At 54.7% G+C, this 22,417-nt stretch carries 15 protein-coding genes; all 15 read right to left on the reverse strand.

The genetic code is table 11. The annotated features are described in order from the left end of the window. Nucleotides 1–225: 225 nt before the first annotated feature. The 15 genes from HZ297_RS01940 to guaA all read right to left on the reverse strand — a co-directional run bounded on the left by HZ297_RS01940 (nt 226) and on the right by guaA (nt 22,396). Nucleotides 226–573: a DUF3240 family protein gene (locus HZ297_RS01940; RefSeq protein ID WP_178861286.1), complete on the reverse strand. Its 348-nt coding sequence runs from the start codon at nt 571–573 to the stop codon at nt 226–228. After that, nucleotides 570–3,668: an efflux RND transporter permease subunit gene (locus HZ297_RS01945; protein ID WP_178861287.1), complete on the reverse strand. Its 3,099-nt coding sequence runs from the start codon at nt 3,666–3,668 to the stop codon at nt 570–572. Before HZ297_RS01945 ends, HZ297_RS01940 begins: the two co-directional genes overlap by 4 nt. A gap of 5 nt (nt 3,669–3,673) precedes the next feature. Further along, nucleotides 3,674–4,858, reverse strand: a complete 1,185-nt coding sequence (locus HZ297_RS01950; RefSeq protein ID WP_178861288.1) for an efflux RND transporter periplasmic adaptor subunit — start codon at nt 4,856–4,858, stop codon at nt 3,674–3,676. A 92-nt stretch (nt 4,859–4,950) separates the two neighbouring features. Then, a complete protein-coding gene (locus HZ297_RS01955) occupies nt 4,951–6,249 on the reverse strand; it encodes a TolC family protein (RefSeq protein ID WP_178861289.1) in 1,299 nt (432 codons plus the stop codon). A 101-nt stretch (nt 6,250–6,350) separates the two neighbouring features. Beyond that, entirely contained in the window at nt 6,351–7,709 is a 1,359-nt protein-coding gene (locus HZ297_RS01960; protein WP_178861290.1) for a sensor histidine kinase, read from the reverse strand. Nucleotides 7,710–7,716: 7 nt separating this feature from the next. Then, complete coding sequence (locus HZ297_RS01965) at nt 7,717–8,388, reverse strand: response regulator transcription factor (RefSeq protein ID WP_178861291.1); 672 nt, start codon at nt 8,386–8,388, stop codon at nt 7,717–7,719. Nucleotides 8,389–8,546: 158 nt separating this feature from the next. Further along, nucleotides 8,547–10,151 carry an ABC-F family ATPase gene (locus tag HZ297_RS01970; RefSeq protein WP_178861292.1) on the reverse strand — a complete coding sequence of 535 codons (1,605 nt, stop codon included), beginning with the start codon at nt 10,149–10,151 and terminating at the stop codon, nt 8,547–8,549. 198 nt (nt 10,152–10,349) lie between these two features. Then, a complete protein-coding gene (locus tag HZ297_RS01975; protein ID WP_178861293.1) occupies nt 10,350–13,205 on the reverse strand; it encodes a sensor domain-containing protein in 2,856 nt (951 codons plus the stop codon). Between the two features lie 234 nt (nt 13,206–13,439). Next, complete coding sequence (gene htpG, locus HZ297_RS01980) at nt 13,440–15,329, reverse strand: molecular chaperone HtpG (RefSeq protein ID WP_178861294.1); 1,890 nt, start codon at nt 15,327–15,329, stop codon at nt 13,440–13,442. Nucleotides 15,330–15,514: 185 nt separating this feature from the next. Further along, nucleotides 15,515–16,438 carry a hypothetical protein gene (locus HZ297_RS01985; RefSeq protein ID WP_178861295.1) on the reverse strand — a complete coding sequence of 308 codons (924 nt, stop codon included), beginning with the start codon at nt 16,436–16,438 and terminating at the stop codon, nt 15,515–15,517. A 245-nt stretch (nt 16,439–16,683) separates the two neighbouring features. Then, complete coding sequence (locus tag HZ297_RS01990) at nt 16,684–17,271, reverse strand: hypothetical protein (RefSeq protein ID WP_178861296.1); 588 nt, start codon at nt 17,269–17,271, stop codon at nt 16,684–16,686. A gap of 60 nt (nt 17,272–17,331) precedes the next feature. Next, nucleotides 17,332–19,428: a chemotaxis protein CheA gene (locus HZ297_RS01995; protein WP_178861297.1), complete on the reverse strand. Its 2,097-nt coding sequence runs from the start codon at nt 19,426–19,428 to the stop codon at nt 17,332–17,334. Nucleotides 19,429–19,439: 11 nt separating this feature from the next. Then, entirely contained in the window at nt 19,440–20,015 is a 576-nt protein-coding gene (gene cheD / locus HZ297_RS02000) for a chemoreceptor glutamine deamidase CheD (protein ID WP_178861298.1), read from the reverse strand. Nucleotides 20,016–20,158: 143 nt separating this feature from the next. Next, entirely contained in the window at nt 20,159–20,707 is a 549-nt protein-coding gene (tadA, locus tag HZ297_RS02005) for a tRNA adenosine(34) deaminase TadA (protein WP_343034751.1), read from the reverse strand. A 108-nt stretch (nt 20,708–20,815) separates the two neighbouring features. After that, nucleotides 20,816–22,396 carry a glutamine-hydrolyzing GMP synthase gene (gene guaA / locus HZ297_RS02010; protein WP_178861299.1) on the reverse strand — a complete coding sequence of 527 codons (1,581 nt, stop codon included), beginning with the start codon at nt 22,394–22,396 and terminating at the stop codon, nt 20,816–20,818. Nucleotides 22,397–22,417: the final 21 nt, after the last annotated feature.

The following is a 22,417-nucleotide window of genomic DNA, read 5'->3' on the forward strand; positions in this document are numbered from 1 at the left end:
CTCACTTGGCATACTCCACACAGTGTAAAAGAATTCGGCCAAAAAGCCTGCAAAAAACTCAACAGGCCGGGGTGGTTATCTACCACAGAGTCACAGAGACACAGAGCTATGAAGAATTTAGAGTTTAAGCGTAATGACTCAAAAAACTCCGTGCCTCTGTGTCTCTGTGGTTCAAATCGCTTTTGGCTTTTAACCCGGCCTATATATTGCGTTTTTTAAAGTCGATTAAAGTTGCCCGTGGGCGATGAGCGGCAATACGCGGTAACTGATGGTGGCGGTCGGCAATTCGGCTTTCAAGCTCGACAGAATCTGGTTGACCAGCGCCAGATCACACTCGATCTGCACCATCACCTTATGCTGATAACCCGCCACCTGTTCGCGCAGCGTCAGCCTTTCCTGCGGCTGGCCATAGCCCTGCACGTCAATCACCGAGAAGAACAGCGGCGGGTTTTCAGCCAGCAGGCAATCCACCACCTCGTTGACCTGCGCGACCGGCAGAATCAGGTGCAGCACCACCGCCGTGTCCGTGGTGCGCTCCAATGGGTGACTGAAATCGAAAGTCTGCGTTGTCATACGGTTTTACCCTCCTGTTGTGTCAGCCCCAAGGCGCGCGCGCCGAACAGACGGTAGATAATCGGCAGAATCAGCAGTGTCAATAAGGTTGAAGAGATCAGACCGCCAATCACCACGATCGCCAACGGACGCTGGATTTCCGAACCTGGCCCGCTGGCGAACACCAACGGAATCAAACCCAAAGCCGCGATGCTTGCCGTCATCAACACCGGACGCAAGCGGCGCATGGCGCCTTCAATCACCACCTCCTGAATCGCCATGCCCTGCGCCAACAGTTGGTTGAAATAACTCATCATCACCACGCCGTTCAAGACCGCAATCCCCAGCAGCGCAATAAAGCCAACCGAGGCCGGCACCGACAGGTACTCGCCGGTCAACCACAGCGCCACCACTCCGCCGATCAAGGCAAACGGAATATTGGAGAGCACCATCGCCGCCTGTCCGGCCGAGCGGAAGGTGGAGAACAGAATCATAAAAATCAGCACCAGCGCCACCGGCACCACAATGCTCAGGCGTTCGGCGGCGCGCTGCTGGTTCTCGAACTCCCCGCCCCACACAAAGTAGTAACCCGCCGGCGTCGGCAGCTGCGCCGCCTTGGCTTTGGCCTCTTCCACAAAACTCACCAGATCGCGCCCGCTGACATTGGCGACCACCACCGAGAAGCGTTTGCCGAGTTCGCGCTTGACCGCCACCGGCCCGTCCACTTCCTGCACCTCAACAACCTGATTGAGCATCACGCTCTGGCCGTTTTCCAACACAATCGGCTGGTTTAGAAACGCCATTTGCGAGGCACGCTGTGCTGCGTCGGCACGAATCAGCAACGGCACCTGACGGTTACCCTGATAGATAACGCCCAATCGCATGCCTTCCAGATAAGCACGCAGGCGCGCTTCCAACTCGTTCACCGACAAGCCCAAGCGACCGGCTTTGAGCGCATCGACTTTCAACTGCAGATATTTCATGCCGTCGTTCTGCGAGGTGAACACGTCTTCCGCACCGTCGATAGTTTCCACCAGCGCCGCCATTTGCTCGGCCAACGCACTAAGTTCAGCAGCGTCATCACCGAAAATCTTGATGGCCACATCGCCGCGCGCACCGGTCAACATCTCATCGACACGCATCTGAATCGGTTGGGTAAAGGCGTAGTTGATGCCCGGAAACTGGCTTTCCAATACCTGACGAATCTCCTCGATCAACTCGTCTTTCGTCTGCATACGCCAGGTTTCCTTGGGCTTGAGCACCAGAAAGCTGTCGGTATCGTTCAAACTCATCGGGTCCAGACCGATTTCGTCCGACCCCAGACGCGCCACAATGCGCTCCACCTCGGGAACCTGCTGCAACAGCGCCTGCTGAATTTTCATGTCCAGATCACGCGAGGCTTCCAACGACACCGACGGCACTTTCTCGATCTGCACAATCAGGTCGCCCTCGTCCATTTGCGGCATAAAGGTCTTACCCACCTGCGTATAGAGCACGCCGGCCAGCGCCAACGCCGCAACCGCGGCTGCCAACACGATTTTGTCATGTGCCAGCGCCCAGATTAACAACGGACGGTAGCCTTGCGAAACCTTGCGCATCAGCCACGGCAAATCATGCGACGGCTTGCCGAGAATAAACGAGGCAATGACCGGAATAATCGTCAGCGACAGCAGCAAGGCACTGCCCAACGCAAACACGATTGTCAGGGCCACCGGCACAAACAGTTTGCCCTCCAACCCCTGTAACGTCAGCAACGGCAGGAACACGATCATAATAATGCCGATACCCGAAATCACCGGCACCGCCACTTCCTGCAACGCGCGGAAAATAATATGCAGTTTAGGCAAACGGCCATGATGCAGATGCGCCTCCTTGGCCTGATGGGTGACGATGTTTTCGACCACCACCACGGCCGCATCCACCAGCATCCCGATGGCAATCGCCAAACCGCCGAGCGACATCAGGTTGGCCGACAGCCCGAACCAGTTCATGAAAATAAAGGTCATCAACGCCGCCAATGGCAACACCAGCGCCACGGTGACCGCGGCACGCACATTCCCCAAAAACAGCAACAGCAGCAGAATCACCAGCACCACCGCTTCCACCAACGCCTTGGAAACAGTATGGATCGCTTTGTCGATCAGATGGCCGCGATCATAGAAAATATCCACACTGATGCCTTGCGGCAGTGCCGGTTTCAAGGCTTCCAGCTGCGCACGCACCGCTTTGATGACATCGCTGGTATTGGCGCCGCGCAGACCGATGACCAAGCCTTCGACCGCTTCGGCCTTGCCGTTTTGCGTGACCGCGCCGTAACGCGTCAGCGACTCAATGCGTACCTTGGCAAGGTCGCGCACGCGAATCACCTGCTCGCCGCGTGTCGCCACCACGATGGCGCCGATATCCTCCAGCGAATTCAGATTACCGATACTGCGCACCAGCAACGCCTCTTCGCCCTGCGTCAGCCGTCCGGCGCCGTCATTGCGGTTATTGTCGAGTAGCGCCGTTTCCAAAGCGTCAAACGGGATCTGCATCGCCGCCATTTTGAGGCTGTCCGGTACCACGGCAAACACCCGCGCCTCGCCGCCCAGCGCATTCACATCGGCCACGCCGGGCACGGCACGCAACGCCGGACGAATCACCCAATCCAGCAGGTCGCGTTTTTCCATATTGTTGAGGGTGTCGCCTTCAATGGTGAACATGAAAATGTCGCCCAGCGGTGTCGTCATCGGCGCAATCCCGCCGGAGATGCCTTCCGGCAAACTCACCCCCGCCAAACGCTCGGCAATCTGCTGGCGCGCCCAATAGATATCAGTGCCTTCGACAAAATCGATGGTGATATCGGCAATACCGTATTTGCCCATGGAGCGCAGCATCTGCTGATTGGGTACGCCCAACAACTCCATCTCGATCGGCACGATAATGCGCGATTCGACTTCCGACGGCGTCATGCCCGGCGCTTTCATAATGATTTTGACCTGTGTCGGCGACACATCCGGAAAGGCGTCGATCGGCGTTTTCTGAAACGCCATCCAGCCGGCACCAATCAACCCCACCGCCAGCAACAGCGCCATCATGCGCTGTGCGAGGAAAAAACTCATAAAACGTGACAACATGAGACTCACTCTCCCGATTCGGTTTGCGCCGCCATCACCGACAACATCGCCGCGGTGCCAAGCGTCAACACGCTCCAATGGGCAATATCCTCAGGGGCGTCATCCTTAAAACTCACCACGGCGGTTTGCCCGGGCTGCTCCAGTGTCTCTACCGCCAACGGGCTGATCCGGCTGGCATCGCGCGGCGAACGCATAAACAGCGTGTTCTGTCCATCAACCTTGGTGACCGCACTTAACGGCACGGTGAAATGGCGACCTGTGGCCATGTCTTTAACAAAACTCACCTCCACCAGCGCGCCCACCGTCAGCTGCCACTGCGGATTGGGGAACAGGCAATGCACCTCCACCTGTTGCGTCAACGGATCGGCCTGATGGCTGACATAAGCGATCTCGCCGTCGATCCCTTCGTGCAAAAGTTGCGCTTTTTGCCCGACATGCAGTGTTCTGGCGACCTCGATCGGCACGTTGACACCGGCGACCAGCTTATCCAGTTCGGCAAATTTGGCGACCGCTTCACCGGCCTGCAGGCGCGTGCCGGCACTCAGACTTAATTCAAACAGTTCACCGTCAGCCGGCGCACGGATGGCAATGGTGGGCGACTGCAACTGATTACTGCTTTTCAGGCGGTTCACCGCCTCCTCCGCCATCCCCATCAGCAACAAATCCTGGGACTGCTGCTGTGCCTGCTGCTTGAGTCGGGTCACTTGCGACTCGGACGACTGCAGCTGCTTCTGCGACACGCTGCCGGCTTGAATCAGCTTGCGCGCACGGCTGACTTCGGCTTCGGCCACCGCCAGTTCGCTCAAAGTCGCCAGATAGGCTTTCTGCAATTTCAGCAGTTCGGCGCTCTGCAACTCCACAATCGCCTCACCGGCTTTGACCGCACCGTGGACTTTGAGAATACGCGTCACCAGTCCGTCGACCGGTGTGGCCAATAATTGGATGTGCGGTGCCGGCAGCGACAACAGCGCCGGATAACCATAGGAGGTCGCGCTGTCCGCCGGTTTGAGACCGGTAAACGCCATGCCCATCGACAGTTGCTGGGAGGGCGACAGTTGCAGCCCCGGCTGTGCGCTGAGGGCCGCGTGGCTCCACATCAAACCGCCAAGCAGCGGAAGCGCCAGAGCCATCCCCCACAACGGGCGTTGGATACGGTTGGAAATCTGATGGATAAGATGTCGGTTTTGCATAGTTATGTCCTAAGCTGTTTTACAATCGGCCGACTCGGTCACTGCCTTATGCAGCGTGTTTAGCCGGCCTGTTGAATTTTAAATACGTGCTCTCAAGAAGCGCTCACAACCCATTCCAATCCCAGTCCTAATGCCTGGCGCAGACGGGCCTTGGCCTGACCCACGGCAACAACCTGCAGGTCTTCATCCAGCAGGGCCTGCAACATCTGCGACTGCACCTGCAACAGCGTCTGGATAGGGGTTTCTCCAAGGGAATAGGCCTGTTCCGCCATGCTCAAGGCCTCCGCACTCACCTCGCGCTGCTGGCGGGAAACCGTCAGAAGTGCCTGCTCCTGTTGCAACGCCTGTTGCGCCAGCATTACCTCGCTGTGCAGTTGCTGCCGGGTTTTCTGCAGGGCGATTTGCTGCGCGCTGACCGCCTGTTGCTGCTCTTGCTGCGTGGTCTGATAGCTCGCCGATTTGCCGAGCGGCAGACGCATCTGCACAATCAGGCTGGTGCGTGCCGCAGTGGCGTCATCCTCTTCCGATTTGGCGCCGACAAACACATTGGGTTTAGTTTGCGCCTGAACCAAGGTGACCTGCTGTTGAGCCTCGGCCTGCTGCAACTGCTGCTCGGCCCACTGCCATTGCGGATGCTGCGCCAACAACGCATTCAAATCGCCGTTTTGCGCGGGAACGCTCTCTTCGATTTGCAACGGCAGGGAATCGAAACCGCTCCAATACTGATAGGCGGCCAGTCGTTGCTGATAGACGTTATAGGCGGCCAAGGTCTGTTTTTCGGCCGAAAGCCGCTCTTTTTGCACCAGCACCGCATCCATTTTCGGCACCTCGCCGCTGTCGGCCGATGCACTCACTTTGTCGGCCAAAGCCGCAATCAGCCCCTGATTCTGCTGCAAGCGCTGCCATTGCACCTCGGCCCGCTTGAGTTCCCACACCAGCTGGCGCGTCAGTGCCGCCGCCTGCCATTGCAGCAATTTGGCATAACGTTCGCCGTGTTGCTGATAGCTTTCGCCAAGCTGTTGATAAGACTGCCGTTGGTTCAGCGACAGATCAAAATCGACGCCGCTTTCCCAACTCTTAAAGCCGGTATTGTCGGTCAGCGCATCGTTTTCGTGGCGCACCGTCAGATTCACGCCGTTGGCGAACCAGCTGTCGCCTGCCTGGAGGTATCGGCTCGACAAGGCATCGAACTGCGGCAACGCCTGTTTGTCGGGCTGCTTGGCCATCACGGCCTGCCACACACTTTGCAGCGATTCGGGAGACGGTGAACCGGCATGGACGTTGGTTGCCAGCAAGCAACTCAACGCCAGCACCAGTGGACGATTGGTTTGGAACGGAGATTTAAGAAAACCGTGAATGACGGTTTGAAAACACAGCAACGCTGTTGGCATAGCACACTCCATTAAGGGAATTTTGATTCATTCCCGTTTACTCTACAAAAGCAAGCTGAAATGAAGCTGAAATGTGCTTATAAATAAGAAGACGAAACGTTTTAAAGTGGCAGACGCACCGTGACCTGCAGCCCGCTCAGCGCCGCCTCATGCGGCAGCCAGCGTTCGCCGGAACCGTATTTGACTTCGCCGCCGTAGGCTGCCACCACCTGAGCCACAATCGACAATCCCAAACCGTGGCCAGGCTGGGATTCATCGAGACGCGCGCCGCGCTGCTGCATGGCCAGAACATCCGCTGCCGACACGCCGCTGCCGTCGTCTTCAATCTGCATCAACAGGCAGGGCTGCTGGTTAAAAAGCGCCTGTTTGACGACGATGCGGATATGCGTACGGCTCCATTTGGCGGCATTGTCGAGCAGATTGCCGAGCAGCTCGAACATATCTTCGCGGTCAAACGGCGTGGCTTCCTGCAAGGCCACATGGCACTCGAAGCGCAGGGATTTATCGCGATAGAGCGATTGCAGGGTTTGCAGCAGATCATCCAAATCGTCCGGAAAGCGGAAAGCATTCAAAACCATGCCGCTGCCGGCGGTGCGCGCCAGGCCCAATTCGCGCTCAATCAAATCCAGCACGCGTTTTGCCTGCTCTTGCAAACGCTGCTGCAATTCGGGATGCGCCTGCAGGCGCGTATCGTCAAGCAATTGATAGATCAGATTCAGCGGCGACTTTAACGCATGCGCCAGATTGCCGGTGGCCTGGCGTGAACGCGCCAGACGGGCGTGCAACTGCGACAAGGCCTGATTGAGCGTTTCCACCAGCGGCATGATTTCCGCCGGCACCTCGGTATGAATGCTCACCTCTTTGCCTTGCTGCACCTCGCCGAGCGCCGCCCTTACCGGCTGCAACGTATCAAACCCGCGCTGCAGAATCTTGCGCTGACTCCACAACAACAGTATCAATCCCAACAGCGAAAACAGCGCAAAGATGCCGTCAAACCAGCGCAGCGCCTGTCGGATCGGCGTATGGTCCTCGGCCACAAACAAATGACCTTCATAGCCGTGAACGTTAAAGCGGGTATGCAGAACCAGCGCCTCGGTATCGCCGGGCGCGCGGGTTTCATACGAACCGGCTGGTGAATTGATGGGGCTGTAGAGCGGGAAATCCCCCATGGAGGGAGACGACAAGGAGGCGATCAGCGGGTTGTCGGACTTGACCAGATAGTAGTGCCCCGACAGTGGACGCTGGTAAATCACTTCGGCGGCATTTTCGCCCATCTGCCAGCGGCCGTTTTCCAGCGAAAGGTGCTTGATAAGGGTTTCGGCATCATGCTCCAGACGGGTCACAATATAACGCTCGGTCAGCTGGTGAATGGTATAGGTGGTCACCCACCAGAACACCACAAAAATGGCCGCCAAACTCAGCGTCAAGCCGTAAGTCAGTTGTTTTTGCAAGGATTGCATGATCGCCTCACTTTACCGATAGATAGCGGTAGCCCTGGCCGCGCTGGGTCTGGATTCGCTCTTTGCCGATCAATTTGCGCAGGCGGCGGATATACACCTCCAGCACATTGCTGTCGCGGTCATAATGCTGGTCGACGATTTTCGCCATAATCTCCGATTTGGCGTGCAATTTATCCGGCTGGCTCATCAGCAGCCGCAGCAGCCGGAATTCGGTATGGGTTAGATCATGCATCTGCCCATCGGGGGTCTGCAAACGCTGGGTTTGCAGATTCAAACGCAACCCGCCATCCTCAATTTCGTGATTTACGCCCACCTCCCCCTGCGAGCGGCGCAGCAGATTCTGAATGCGCACCAGCAACTCTTCAAAATGGAACGGCTTACCCACATAATCATCCGCGCCGGCCTTGAGCCCTTCCACCCTCTCCTGCCACGCATTACGCGCGGTGAGTATCAGTACCGGCGTGGCATTTTGGGCCTCGCGCAGGTTTTTTAAAATGGACAGGCCGGGTATTTTAGGCAAGCCCAGATCCAGAATCAGCAGATCATAGGGATGCTCCTCCAGCAGATAGGCCGCCTCCTCGCCATCAAGTGCGCAGTCCACCACAAAACCGTGCTGCGTGAGCTGCCGGCTCAAGGTCTCCACCAACAGAGTTTCATCTTCCGCCAATAAAATTTTCATAGTCAACGTCTCTTCAAGACACTCCATCTTAAACGTCCAGCCTGAATTAAAGCTGAAAACCGCCCAAAGCGCAAAAACTTGACCTAATAAAAAAGCCCGCTCCTCGAAGAGGAACGGGCTTGAAACGCTCGGCAACAAGCCTGACTGACTTAGTTGTCTTAGTTGTCGAGTGTCGCCAGATAGGACTCGTAGTCGCCGCGCCAGTCTTCGATGCCCTTCTCGCTCATCACCAACACGCGCGTCGCCAGGGAGGAGACGAATTCACGGTCGTGCGACACGAAAATCACCGTACCGGGATAGTCTTCCAGCGCCTGGTTCAAGGATTCGATCGATTCCATATCCAGGTGGTTGGTGGGTTCGTCCATAATCAGCACGTTGGGTTTCTGCAACATCAATTTGCCGAACAGCATACGCCCCTGCTCGCCCCCGGAGAGCACCTTGACCGATTTGCCGATCTCTTTCTGCGAGAACAACAGGCGGCCCAAGACGGCACGCACCGCCTGCTCGTCGTCGGAGGGCGCTTTCCACTGCGTCATCCAGTCGAGCAGACTTAAATCCTCTTCGAAATCGGCGGCGTGATCCTGCGCGTAATAACCGATTTTGACGTTTTCCGACCACTTGACCACACCGGAGGTCAACTCGGTGTCGCCCACCAGACATTTAAGGAAGGTGGTTTTACCGATACCGTTGCCGCCGATGACCGCCAGCTTCTCTTCCACCTCCAGCATCATGCTGAAGTCTTTGATGACCGGATTGTCGCCGTTGTCGGCATCATGGTAGGTTTTGCTCAGATGCTCTATTTCCAGCGCCAGACGGAACAGTTTTCTCTCCTGTTCAAAACGGATGAACGGGTTCACGCGGCTCGAAGGTTTGACCTCTTCAAGCTGGATCTTGTCGATCAACTTGGCGCGCGAGGTGGCCTGTTTGGCTTTGGAAGCGTTGGCGGAGAAACGGCTCACGAAGGTTTTCAGCTCGTTGATCTGCGCCTGCTTTTTGGCGTTGTCGGCCAACAGACGCTCACGCGCCTGGGTCGCGGCCATCATGTATTCGTCGTAGTTGCCTGGATAGAGGCGCAGCTGACCGTAATCCAGGTCGGCCATGTGGGTACAGACGCTGTTCAAAAAGTGACGGTCGTGGGAGATGATGATCATCGTACTCTTACGCTCGTTAAGCACGTTCTCCAACCAGCGGATGGTGTCGATATCCAGGTTGTTAGTCGGCTCGTCGAGCAACAGAATGTCCGGATCGGCAAACAGCGCCTGCGCCAGCAGCACACGCAGTTTCCAACCGGGGGCGACTTCACTCATCAAGCCGTAATGCTGCTCGACCGGAATCCCCACGCCAATCAAGAGTTCGCCGGCACGCGATTCGGCGGTGTAGCCGTCCATTTCACCGAATTTGACTTCCAGATCGGCGACTTTCATGCCGTCCTCTTCGGACATTTCCGGCAGAGAATAGATGCGGTCACGCTCGCGCTTGACCTCCCACAACTCCGGCTGGCCCATGATCACGGTATCCACGACGGTGTACTGCTCATAGGCAAACTGATCCTGTTTCAGTTTACCCAGACGGTCATTGGGATCGAGCATCACCGTGCCCGAGGTCGGTTCCAGATCGCCGCCCAGAATTTTCATAAAGGTGGATTTGCCGCAGCCGTTGGCGCCGATCAGGCCGTAACGGTTGCCGTCGCCGAACTTGACGGAAATGTCTTCGAAAAGCGGTTTTTCACCAAACTGCATGGTGATATTAGCGGTTGAAATCAATGTCTTACCCTACACTGTTAGCATTTATCCCACTGACTTACCTGTTTGATAAGTCTGGAATTTTACGATTTTAAAATGGGCGCTATTGTGCCACAAAACGCCACTGTTTTCGAGTTAGAACACGACAATGAAGGGACAATAAAAAACCGGCACATAGCGTACACCTTGTGCCGGCTTTCAGTAACAGGTCACAGCAACTTACAGCAGATTCCGCAGGTAACGCCCCATATGCTCCGCCGACAGCGGCGGACTGTACAGATAGCCTTGCAGCTGCTCGCAGTGATTTTCCACCAGAAAGGCGCGCTGCTCGGGCGTTTCCACCCCTTCGGCAATGACGCGCAGGCCGAGATTCTCCGCCATGGCAATAATGGTTTTGGTAATGACTGCATCTTCGTCGTCGTGCGGCAGATCGCGCACAAACGACTGGTCGATTTTAAGCTTGCTGACCGGCAAGCGTTTCAGATAGGCCAGCGACGAGTAACCGGTGCCGAAATCGTCGACGGCCACACGAATCCCCAGATCGCGTATCTGTTGCAGCTTGGCGGTCATCTCGTCGAGATTTTTCATAATGTCGCTTTCGGTGATCTCGAACTCCAGCCAGTGCGGATCGCAGCCGGTGGCTTGCAACAGCGCCTGCAAATGATCGATGAAATCGGTCTGCTGCAACTGCTTGACCGCCAGATTGAGCGACAGGATGCCGTCGAACAAACCCTCGCCGCGCCATTGATACAGCTGACGCATCGCCTGCTGCATGACCAGCCGGTCGAGCTCCACAATCAGGCCGATCTCCTCGGCAATAGGAATGAATTTGGCCGGCGAAACGATGCCCATTTGCGGATGCTGCCAGCGCACCAGAGCCTCCAGTCCCACCAGTTTGTCCTGCTTGGCATCCACCTGCGGCTGGTAGTACACCACAAATTCCTGATGCGATATCGCCAGACGCAGACTGGTCTGCATGGCGATATGTTCAAACGCCATCAGGGTCATGTCGTCGGTGTAGAACTGGAAGTTATTGCGCCCTTCGTCCTTGGCGCGGTACATGGCCGCATCGGCGCATTTGAGCAAGGCTTCGTAGGTGTTGGCGTCTTTGGGATAAAGGCTGATACCGACGCTGCCCGACAGGAAAAACACATGCTCCCCGACCTTGATCGGCTGACGGGTCGCCTCAATAATCTTTTGCGCCAGATCGGTGGCTTCGTGCGGATGCTTTAACGACTCCTGAACAATGGTAAATTCGTCGCCGCCGAGACGGGCCAGCGTATCCCCCTCTGTGGTAATGGCCTTGAGATTGTTGGCCACCTGCTGCAATACCTGATCGCCGACGTCGTGTCCCAGGGAATCATTGATTTTCTTGAACTGGTCCAAATCCACAAAAAACAGCGCAAACTGGGTGTTTTTCAACCTGGCCTGTTCAATCGCGTGTTCGATGCGATCCTGCAGCAGAACGCGGTTGGGCAACTGCGTCAGCGCATCGTGATGCGCCTGATGGTGCAGAATTTCGGCCTGTTCCTTGAGCTTGTGTTCCATCTCGCGAATCGAGGTGATGTCCTCGTAGGAACCCAACATGCCGATGGTATTGCCATCACCGTCTTTCAGCGGCACGCGCGAGGTCAGCCAGACACGCATGTTGCCCTCGTCATCCATGCTGACGTCTTCGTTGTGCAGACGGGTTTCGGCGCTATGCACAATTTTCATATCGCCATAATAGTAGTGATCGCCCTCGGTCTCGCCCCAAGGCATATCGTAGTCGGTTTTGCCGATCAGCTCGGCCCGATCGGTTATGCCGGCGTCCTGCAAAAACAGTTCGTTGGCGCCGAGATAACGCCCCAGATAATCTTTCCAGAAGATACGCACCGGTACGCTGCTCAGGATGTTCTCCAACAACTGGTTCTGATGCAACAACTCGGTTTCGGTACGTTTCAGTTCGGTGATGTCGGTATCGAACAGTACAACGGCATCATGCCCCTGAAAACGGACATGCTGCAAACTGGCTTTAACCGGATAAGTGGAGCCGTCCTTGCGCTGATGCACACTGACATTGCTCACCGTTTGCTGGGTCGACTCCAACGATTTGAGGTGAGTCACGATGTCCGGTGTCAAAAACGGATTGGTATCGTAGACGGTCAGCTGTTTCAGCTCCTCCAGAGAGTACCCGAGGTTGTCGAGCGCGCTCTGGTTGGCGTACAGATAATTGAGCGTGTTGTAATCGAAGATATAGACTTCCTGATGGGATTTTTCCAGCAGGATGGCCAACTCCTCGTTGCGCTGTTTTAACTCCACCAGATGGGTCACATCCATCGAAGAGCCGACCATTTTCACCGGCTGACCGGCGGCATCGTAAATAACATGGCCGCTGACTTCGACAATGGCGGTGCTGCCGTCGGAACGGATATGGGTATGCGTCATGCGCTGCGGTTTGCCGGTGCGGATAGCCTCTTGCAGCTTGGCCTTAATCGCCGGAATCTCGTCGGGTGCGGCATGTGCCAAGAAGTTTTCATAACTTGGGGTGAAGTGCTGGGGGTCTTCGCGGTAAATCTCATACAGCGAGGCCGACCACTCGATCTGCATGGTGCGCAAATCCAACTCCCACGTTCCCACCCTCGCCAAATGCTGGGTGTCGTCCAGACGCTTTTCGCTGAGCGCCAGCTGCGCCTGTGATGCGGCCAGCGCCTCGGTCAACAGCGCTATACTGCGCTGCATTTTCTCCATCGAATCGAGCACGTCAAACGCCAACAGGCGATAGAACCCGCCATCCAGCATGAGCTCCCGGCTGCTCAACAGAAACCAACGCGATTGGCTGTCGCCGCATACCAACTGCAACGGTGTGTTTTGCGGTGCGTTTGTCCACAGGTTCTGCCAAGGATCGGCGTCGGGACACAAGGTCTCGCAACACAGGCCGAACTGCTCGCTAAACGCCTGATTGACGAAATAGACCTGCTCTGCAACCACTGCGTTTTCCAGAGACAACAACATCACGGGAACGGTCTGTGCGTTCAACTCGGCCAAAAATTCCGTAACATCATTAACATCGGTGGGAAGGTGTGAAAGGGTCATCAAAACGGTTCGGTTATTATGAATCGGTATCATGCTGCCACACGGCGGCGGCATCCAATCCCTGCACTGCCACTTACTTGCAGGGAAACCAAAAGATAACAGAAAGCGCCAACGCAATCCATAATTTCAGTGCGGAAATTATCGTATTTCGGTAACAGCATACAAAAAAGCCCCGTCAAACTCAGCAGGCCGGCTGAATTGGACGGGGCTGGATCGCTAAAAGCGCAGCGACAATTAAAGCATTTCGCTCAACAGCGCATTCATGCGTTTGATGAACGCGGCCGGCTCTTCAAGCTGATCGCCCTCGGCCAGTTGCGCCTGCTCCAGCAGGAACAACGACCACTCTTTGAGCTTGGCTTCATCCTCGACGGAATCCAGCTTCTTGACCAGAGCATGCTCCGGATTCAGCTCCAGCACCGGCTTCTGCTTGGGCACGCTCTGCCCCATCTGCTCCATCAGACGCGCCATGTGCGCCGACATATCGCCGGCCGCACTGACGACACACGCCGGGGAGTCGGTCAGACGGTGGGTAATCTTGACGTCCGACACCTGCTCTTCCAGTGCTTTCTTGACCTTCTCGGTCAAGGCTTCACGCGCCTTTTTCTCGTCGTCGGAGAGGGTTTTTTCGGCCTCTTCGTCAAGCTTCAGATCGGCCGAGGTGACCGACTGCAGCGACTTGCCTTCAAACTCAAACAGATGCGATACCAACCACTCGTCGATACGGTCGGAAAGCAACAACACCTCGATGCCTTTCTTGCGGAAAATCTCCAGATGCGGGCTGCCTTTGGCCGCTGCATGGGTATCGGCGACGATATAGTAGATCTTGTCCTGATCGGCCGGCATGCGGTCGATATACTGCTGCAAGGAGATGCGCTGCTCGGCGGCATCATCGTGCGTGCTGGCAAAACGCAACAGGCCGGCAATCTTCTCCTTGTTGGCGTAATCTTCGATCACCCCCTCTTTCATCACCTGGCCGAATTGCTCCCAGAAGGTGTTGTAGGCGCTTTGATCCTCGTCCTTGGCAAGTTTCGCCAGGTGATCCAAGACACGTTTTACCGAAGCGGAGCGAATCTTATCGACGACCTTGTTGCTTTGCAGGATTTCGCGCGACACGTTCAGCGGCAGATCGGCCGAGTCGATCACCCCGCGCACAAAACGCAGATAGGCCGGCATCAGATGTTCGGCGTCATCCATAATGAAAACGCGCTTCACATACAACTTCAAACCGTAACGGCGCTCACGGTCGTAGAGGTCAAACGGCGCTTTTTTAGGGATATACAGCAAAGAGGTGTATTCGAGCGTGCCTTCGACCTTGTTGTGGATGTGCGCCAGCGGCTCGGTAAAGTCATGCGACAACGTCTGGTAGAAGTTGGTGTAATCCTCGTCCGTCAGATCCGACTTGGACTGCGTCCAGATCGCCGTGGCTTTGTTGACCTGCTCCAGTTCATCGGTGGTTTTCTGCTCTTTGGCGTCATTGTCCCACTCGGTTTTGAACATTTTGATCGGGAAATTGATGTGATCCGAATAGGTCGTAATGATGTTTTTGAGACGGTAATTGTCCAGGAACTCGTCCATATCGGCCTTAAGATGCAGCACGATCTCGGTGCCTTTGGTCGGCTTTTCCACGGTTTCCAGCGTGTACTCGCCTTCGCCCTTGGAAACCCAGCGCGTGCCCTCGGCGGTCGGCGTGCCGGCTTTGCGGGTAATCAACTCCACTTCGTCGGCCACAATAAACGACGAATAGAAACCGACCCCGAACTGACCGATCAGGTTGGAGTCTTTGGCCTGATCGCCTGTCAGACTTTCCAGAAACTTCTTGGTGCCGGAGTTGGCGATCGTCCCGATATTGGCGATCACCTCATCGCGCGTCATGCCGATGCCGTTGTCGCGGATGGTGACAGTACGCGCGTTCTTGTCAAACCAGACGCTGATCGCCAGCTCGTCCTCGCCTTCATGCAGGCTGTCGTCCGATACCGCCTGAAAACGCAACTTGTCCAACGCGTCGGAGGCGTTGGAGATCAGCTCGCGCAAAAAGATCTCCTTGTTGGAATACAAGGCGTGAATCATCAATTTTAACAGTTGGTTGACTTCCGTCTGAAACGCATGGGTTTCTACTACACTCATCAATCGTCTCCAATGATGTTACAAATAGTTGGCTTAAAAATTCTCAACAGGCCGGGTATACGGCTTAAAAAGGTCTTATACAACTGGGGATAATACGGCTATTTTTCAAGTGCCCAAAAGCAAAAAAGCGCGGAAAACCGCGCTAAACAGGAGGTGAAATTCACAGCAAGCGTGAATGCAGGCTATTAATAAAGGCCGCTTTCCTTTTCGACCGCCTGGTTTTTGGCGACCGCCTTCAACGCCTTGATAATGTCATCCGGCGCATTGGAGATACTCATAAAACTGCCGTCCCCCATCATCGACAGGCTTGGCCAGTTCAAGGCAATACGGAATTTACCGTTCAAGGCGACAACTTCATCGTCCACCACCAGCAACTCGTAAGGAAAATGCGCGGCGTGGCTTTCGACATTCACATCGATTTTCGACTGGATAAACTGGTCGGCCGCCTCACCGTTCGTCAAGGCAACGCCAAACACGCTCATCTTGGTACCCGGGATATCAATACGGTAAACCTTTTTGGCGCCTGCTTTGCCCGATGCCAGTCCTGCCTCGACCTTTTTGACCGCTTCATCATAAGAACCGTATTCGGCCAATTCGTCCTCATCGTCAAAGTACGGCATCATCATTTTATAGTGATACTCGCGCAACTCATCGGCACTCAAGCCCTTCTCGGCACCAAACTCCTTGGTTGCGCCGAGTGCGGCCTGCATGGCTTTTTGCACCGGCATAATATCGCCTTTCATGCGATAGGCGTTCCACATATACACCGGGTTGGTATAGCTAACCTGCACCTGACCGTTGCGATTGACGATCGAAACACGCTCCATTGCGCCAAACCCGCCCTTTTCGGAGGCCGCCGCCAAGGCTTTCAAGGCATTGTTGGTAACCACCAACACCTGCGTATCCGCGTTGGGCGCATAACTGCCGACCACTTCAAAGCCGTTGTTTTGCAGGGCATTTTGCGTTTTGGCAACGACACTTTGCAGATCAGCAGATTCAACGCTTCCCAAAATAAAAGGCATATGGTTCGATGCCCAAGCCGCTGCCGAGGTACTGCTTAAGATCAGTCCGAAAAGAGCCGAAGCCCAAAGTTTGTGTAGCTGTTTCATGTTGTATCCTTCTTTCTGCGTACTGTTAGCAAAAAATCCTTAGCAAAAGTCGCTCTGATTCATGTCGGCGTTGTGACGCTCTGTTTCTGTCCGGCAACCATTGTCATAAATTTTTTTAAAGTTTGAAAAGCAAATATTTTTATGACCTAATAAACACCCGGTAAGTAATAAACAGTAATCGCTCAGAAAAAAGCTATAAAAAAAACCCCATAAAGGGGTTTTAGTAATCAGGCGTCAACACAGTATTAAAACAGTTCAATCTCGTCGTCTGCCGCTTGCTCTTCCTCATGCATCCTCTCCAGCATGCGCTGACGCATGATGTTAATCGCCTCTTCAGTCGGAATATGCTGATCGAAAATCAGCTCAAACAGCTCTTCCTCTTCACGCATCGTGGTGCCCTTGCGCACGCTTTGCTTGAAAGCCTCCCACTCTTCGCGATTTTTGACGCGCATCTCATGAGAGACGATTTCCGCCAATCCGGACAAACCATGCGAGACATGATTGAGGCGTTGACTCAGCTTGTCATAAAACTGGAAAGCAATGATCGCCTGCTGCATTTTGGCCGCCAATTCGGCGGTATGACTGGTGAGCAATGCATTGTGCTCCTGCACCGCTGCATTATCACCGACCGCTTGCAAAATATTGGCGCTGGAGTTCTGGATTTCCTCTATGTGCTGCGACATAAACGTAAAGGAGTCGATTAAGGTATTAACGGAGTGATCGCCTTCGGTAATCGAAAGATCGATTTGAGCCACCGATAAATTTAAAACCAGAATGGTCTGCTGAACCTCTTCAGCCCCCAAAGCAAATCCTTCCGCAAACTCCGTTGTCATCCAAACTCCTCAATTAATCTATTTTTTTTATACCGTCATGCAGGCCGCAAAGGGCTTTTGTTAAGCCACATTCATTTGTGGATGCACGCCGCCTTTATGGCTGGAAACCGCCTCTTTAACATCCAGAATCAACGACACCGTGCCATCGCCCAGAATGGTTGCACCGGCAATGCCGTCAATTTTCATGAAGTTGCTTTCCAGGCTCTTAATCACCACTTGCTGTTGCCCTAACAGGTCATCCACAAAAATGCCGGCACGCTTGCCGCCGTCTTCAACCACCACCAACAAGCCTTCCGACAAATCTTCACAGGCATCTTTGACGCCCAGTTTCTGATGCAGGCGGATCACCGGAATATAGGTATCACGCAACTTGTAAAGTTCGGCCTGGCCGGCAATGCCTTTGACCAGGGCTTTGTCCACCTGAATAGACTCGATAATCGAAACCAGCGGGAAAACATAGGTTTCGCTGCCGACTTTACACAACTGTCCGTCGAGGATCGCCAGCGTCAATGGCAGGCGAATCGTGAAAACACTTCCCTCACCCTGCTTGGTTTTGACCTCGACCGATCCGCCCAGCCCTTTGATATTACGGCGTACCACGTCCATACCCACGCCACGCCCGGAAATATCACTGACCACATCGGCGGTTGAGAAGCCCGGATGGAAAATCAGATCGATAATCTCCTCACGCGACAAATTGTGATCCGGTTCGATGACGCCTTTTTCAATCGCTTTGGCTTCCACTTTGGCATAGTTGATGCCGGCACCGTCATCGGTAATCTGAATCAGGATATTGCCGCCTTCATGGAAAGCGGCCATTTTCACCGTGCCTTTTTCAGGCTTACCTGCCGCAACACGAACATCAGGATTTTCGATACCATGATCGATCGAGTTGCGCACAATGTGCACCAGCGGATCGGTCAGCTGTTCCAGCATGGTCTTATCCAGTTCGGTGCCCTCACCTTCCATAACCAGCTCGATCTGTTTGCCCAGTTTCTGGCTGACGTCATGCACGATACGCGGCATACGGTTAAAAGCAAAACTCACCGGCAGCATACGGATATTCATGACGCTTTCCTGCAGCTCGCGGGTATGTCTCTCGAGATGCGTCAGCCCCTCCTTGAGTTTGTCGATCCACTCGGAACTGCCGCTTCCCTGTTCCTGCTCAGCCTGCTCGCCGAACTGACTCAACATCGACTGGGTGATGACCAGTTCACCGACCAGGTTCACCATCTGGTCGATCTTGCTCAGATCGACACGGATAGAACCTTCCTGTTTGGGTGCGGCCTTGGCATCGGCCTTAACTTCGGCAGTTTCTTTGGCCGCAGGTGCGGCGGCTTTTCGCGCTTCCGCAATCGGGGTAACCGTAGCAACCTGCGGTGCAGCGACCTTAGGCGCCGCCTCAGGCTGTTCTACAACCTGGACTTCAGGCTGGGATTGCTCGGGGGCCTGGATCGTAATGTCGGCGCCGTCGCCATCAATCCACTCAAATACTTCTTTAATGTCGTCTTCTTTGACATCATCACCGCTAAGTGTCAGCTCCCAGTTGATATAGAGATTTTCCGGTTCAAACGTTTCAATCGCCGGCAGGGCTGACAAATCCGCCTTGGCCGTTAACTCGCCCAAGGTTTCAAGTTCTCTGAAAATGCGCAACGGCTCGTTACCGGTTTGCAGCAACTCCTTTTCAGGAACGATTTTGATCTGCCACGTACCGCCGCCAACCTGGGGAGCGACCTGGGCGGCTGCCTGTGCCGGAGCCTCGGCCTCATCCCCCATCCCCAGAATACGTTCCAACTCACCCTGCACCTGGGCGGCACGCGCTTCATCAATCGGCTGGTGGTTTTGCAGTTTGGTGAGCATATCGCGCAACACGTCAACCGCCGCCAGCATCGCATGGATAGCCGGCTGGGTCACGTCGCGGCGGCCGTCACGCATCTCATCCAACAGGGTTTCCAAAACATGGGTAAAGCCGGCGATTTCAATAAAACCGAAGGTACCACTTCCCCCTTTGATGGAGTGCGCCGCACGGAAAATTTCGTTAATCTTCTCATTGTCAGGCGTGCCGGGCGGCAAATCCAGCAGCCCGCGCTCCATGACATCCAAACCTTCAAAACTCTCTTCCAGATAAGTTTGGCGAAACGTTTCCATCATATCCATAGCAAATAACCTCAGAACAGTTCTACATCACCTTCAACAGGCTTAGATCCAATATTGTTAATATAGCGATTTTCTTGATCAGCCAGCGACTGATTATGCATCGGATTCAGACGACGCACTCTGACTCGACCGGTCAACGGGTAATACAGCACCTTGCGCGGATACACATCGCCAATATCCTGGGAGACGACTTTGAAACCCTCAGTGTATACATAATCAAAAGCGAATCCGATATTGTACCAACCGATGTTGGTCATCGAACTCATAATGCGGCCGCCGCCAAACAGCTTGAACTCCAGACGCTCACGCTTGGCGCCCCTCGATAGAAGCGCGTTGACGAGATTTTCCATTGCATAGTTGCCGTAACGGTTGGCATCCGACAATTCGCCGACACGCGAATTACCTTTGTCCACAGGCAACATAAAGTGATTCATACCGCCGACACCGGCAATAGGATCGCGCACACAGGCGGAAATGCAAGAACCCAGAACCGTTTCAATACGCTCGTTTTCATGGGTGACATAAAACTCACCCGGCAGTATTTTGATCGTCATGATCCCTTCTGCCGGATCGACACTTTTTTGCATAATAAAATCTAAAACTCGTCCAAGCTATTATTATTGTTAGAGGTACGGACTACAATCAATCTATCAGCACGCCTAAGACGGGCCTTGCCTCTTCCAGCGGTTCCGTGGACTATATTCGCATTGTTTACATGGGGTATCAAGATTTAAGAAGATGAATTTTTCTTTAACAACGCCCTTAACCCTTTATTCTGCTCCCTCTTGGCCTTAAAAAAGGCGCTGATCTTTTGGCTGCAGGCGTCTTGCAACACTCCCGCCGTGACCTCAAGGCGATGGTTTAGCAACGGCGAATCCACCAGATTAAACACCGATTGCGCCGCGCCGGTTCGCAAATCCGGCGCGCCGTACACCAGCCGTTTGACCCGCGCATGCACCATGGCACCGGCACACATCGGACAGGGTTCCAACGTCACATATAAAGTGGCCTCCACCAGCCGGTAGTTCTCGACAACTTCACCCGCACGCCGCAGCGCAAGAATTTCGGCGTGCGCGGTCGGATCATGCCGCTGAATCGGCTGGTTCCACCCTTCGGCAATCAGCTCGTTGTGCAGCACCACCACCGCACCGACCGGCACCTCGCCTTCCGCCTCGGAGCGCTCCGCCAAACGATAGGCATGCGCCATCCAGAAGGCATCCTGTTCCGCCTGACTCAGCCCTTCCGGACAACGGATAGGCTCCATATCCTCTGCTTCCACTTTCACTTCCTATCAAACAAAAAAGGCTTTCAATTTGAAAGCCTTTTGCAACTTTAGCAAACTCAACAGGCCGGGTAGAAAACGACTTTACCCGGCCTGTTGAATTTTTTATTCCCACTCGATTGTCGCTGGCGGCTTGCTCGAAATATCGTACACCACACGCGAAACACGCGGAATTTCGTTGATAATGCGGTTGGAGACTTTTTCCAGGAACTCGTATGGCAGATGCGCCCAGCGCGCCGTCATAAAGTCGATGGTTTCGACCGCGCGCAACGCAATCACATAATCGTAACGGCGCGCATCGCCGACCACACCGACCGATTTGACCGGCAAAAACACCGCAAAGGCTTGCGAGGTTTTGTCGTACAGATCCGCCGCACGCAACTCTTCGATGAAGATATGATCCGCCAGACGCAGAATGTCGGCATACTCTTTTTTGACTTCACCCAAGATACGCACGCCCAACCCCGGACCCGGGAACGGATGACGATAAACCATGTCGTAAGGCAAGCCGAGCGCCACACCGAGTTTACGCACTTCATCCTTGAACAGTTCACGCAACGGCTCGATCAACGACATTTCCATATCTTCCGGCAGGCCGCCGACGTTATGGTGCGACTTGATGACCTTGGCTTTACCGGTTTTAGAACCCGCCGATTCGATCACATCCGGATAAATCGTCCCTTGCGCCAACCACTTAACGCCTTTCAGCTTGGCTGATTCTGCATCAAACACCTCGATAAATTCGCGGCCGATGATCTTACGCTTGACTTCCGGATCGGTCGCGCCGGCCAAGGCACCCATGAAACGGGCTTCGGCATCGGCACGGATGACGCGAATCCCCATGTTCTGGGCAAACATCGCCATGACCTGATCGCCTTCCTGATAACGCAACAAACCGTGATCCACAAACACACAGGTCAGCTGATCGCCAATCGCCTTGTGCAGCAGTGCCGCCACCACGGAGGAATCCACGCCGCCGGACAGCCCCAGCATCACCTGATCAGAACCGACCTGTTCGCGAATACGGGCGATACTGTCATCAATGATATTTTGCGTCGTCCACAGCTTTTCACAGCCGCACAACTCCACCACAAAACGCTCGATAATACGTTTGCCCTGTTTGGTATGCGTCACTTCCGGGTGGAACTGAATCGCATAAAAACCTTTATCTTCATTTGCCATGCCGGCAATCGGGCAGCTCGGCGTGCTCGCCATCAGCTTGAAGCCTTCCGGCATCACATCGACGCGGTCGCCGTGCGACATCCACACATCCAACATGCCGTAGCCTTCAGGCGTAACATGGTCTTCGATGTCAATGAACAATTTGGTGTGACCGTGCGCCCGCACCTGAGCGTAACCGTATTCATGCTCGTCGGCGTGAATCACCTTGCCGCCGAGCTGTTCCGCCATGGTCTGCATACCATAACAGATGCCCAGTACCGGCACACCCAGTTCAAATACCACCTCGGGCGCCGCAGGGGCGTTATCACCGATGACCGTTTCCGGACCGCCCGACAGAATAATGCCGCGGGCGCCGAAATCGGTCACGGCTTGCGGATCGATATCCCAAGGTTCCACTTCGCAGTAGACCCCAATTTCACGGATACGACGCGCTATGAGCTGGGTATATTGCGAACCGAAGTCCAAAATGAGAATTCGATGTTCATGGATGTTTGCTTGACTCATAAGGGTTCCAAAAATCAATAG

It is taken from the genome of Thiomicrorhabdus cannonii (assembly GCF_013391695.1).
Classification (GTDB): domain Bacteria; phylum Pseudomonadota; class Gammaproteobacteria; order Thiomicrospirales; family Thiomicrospiraceae; genus Thiomicrorhabdus; species Thiomicrorhabdus cannonii.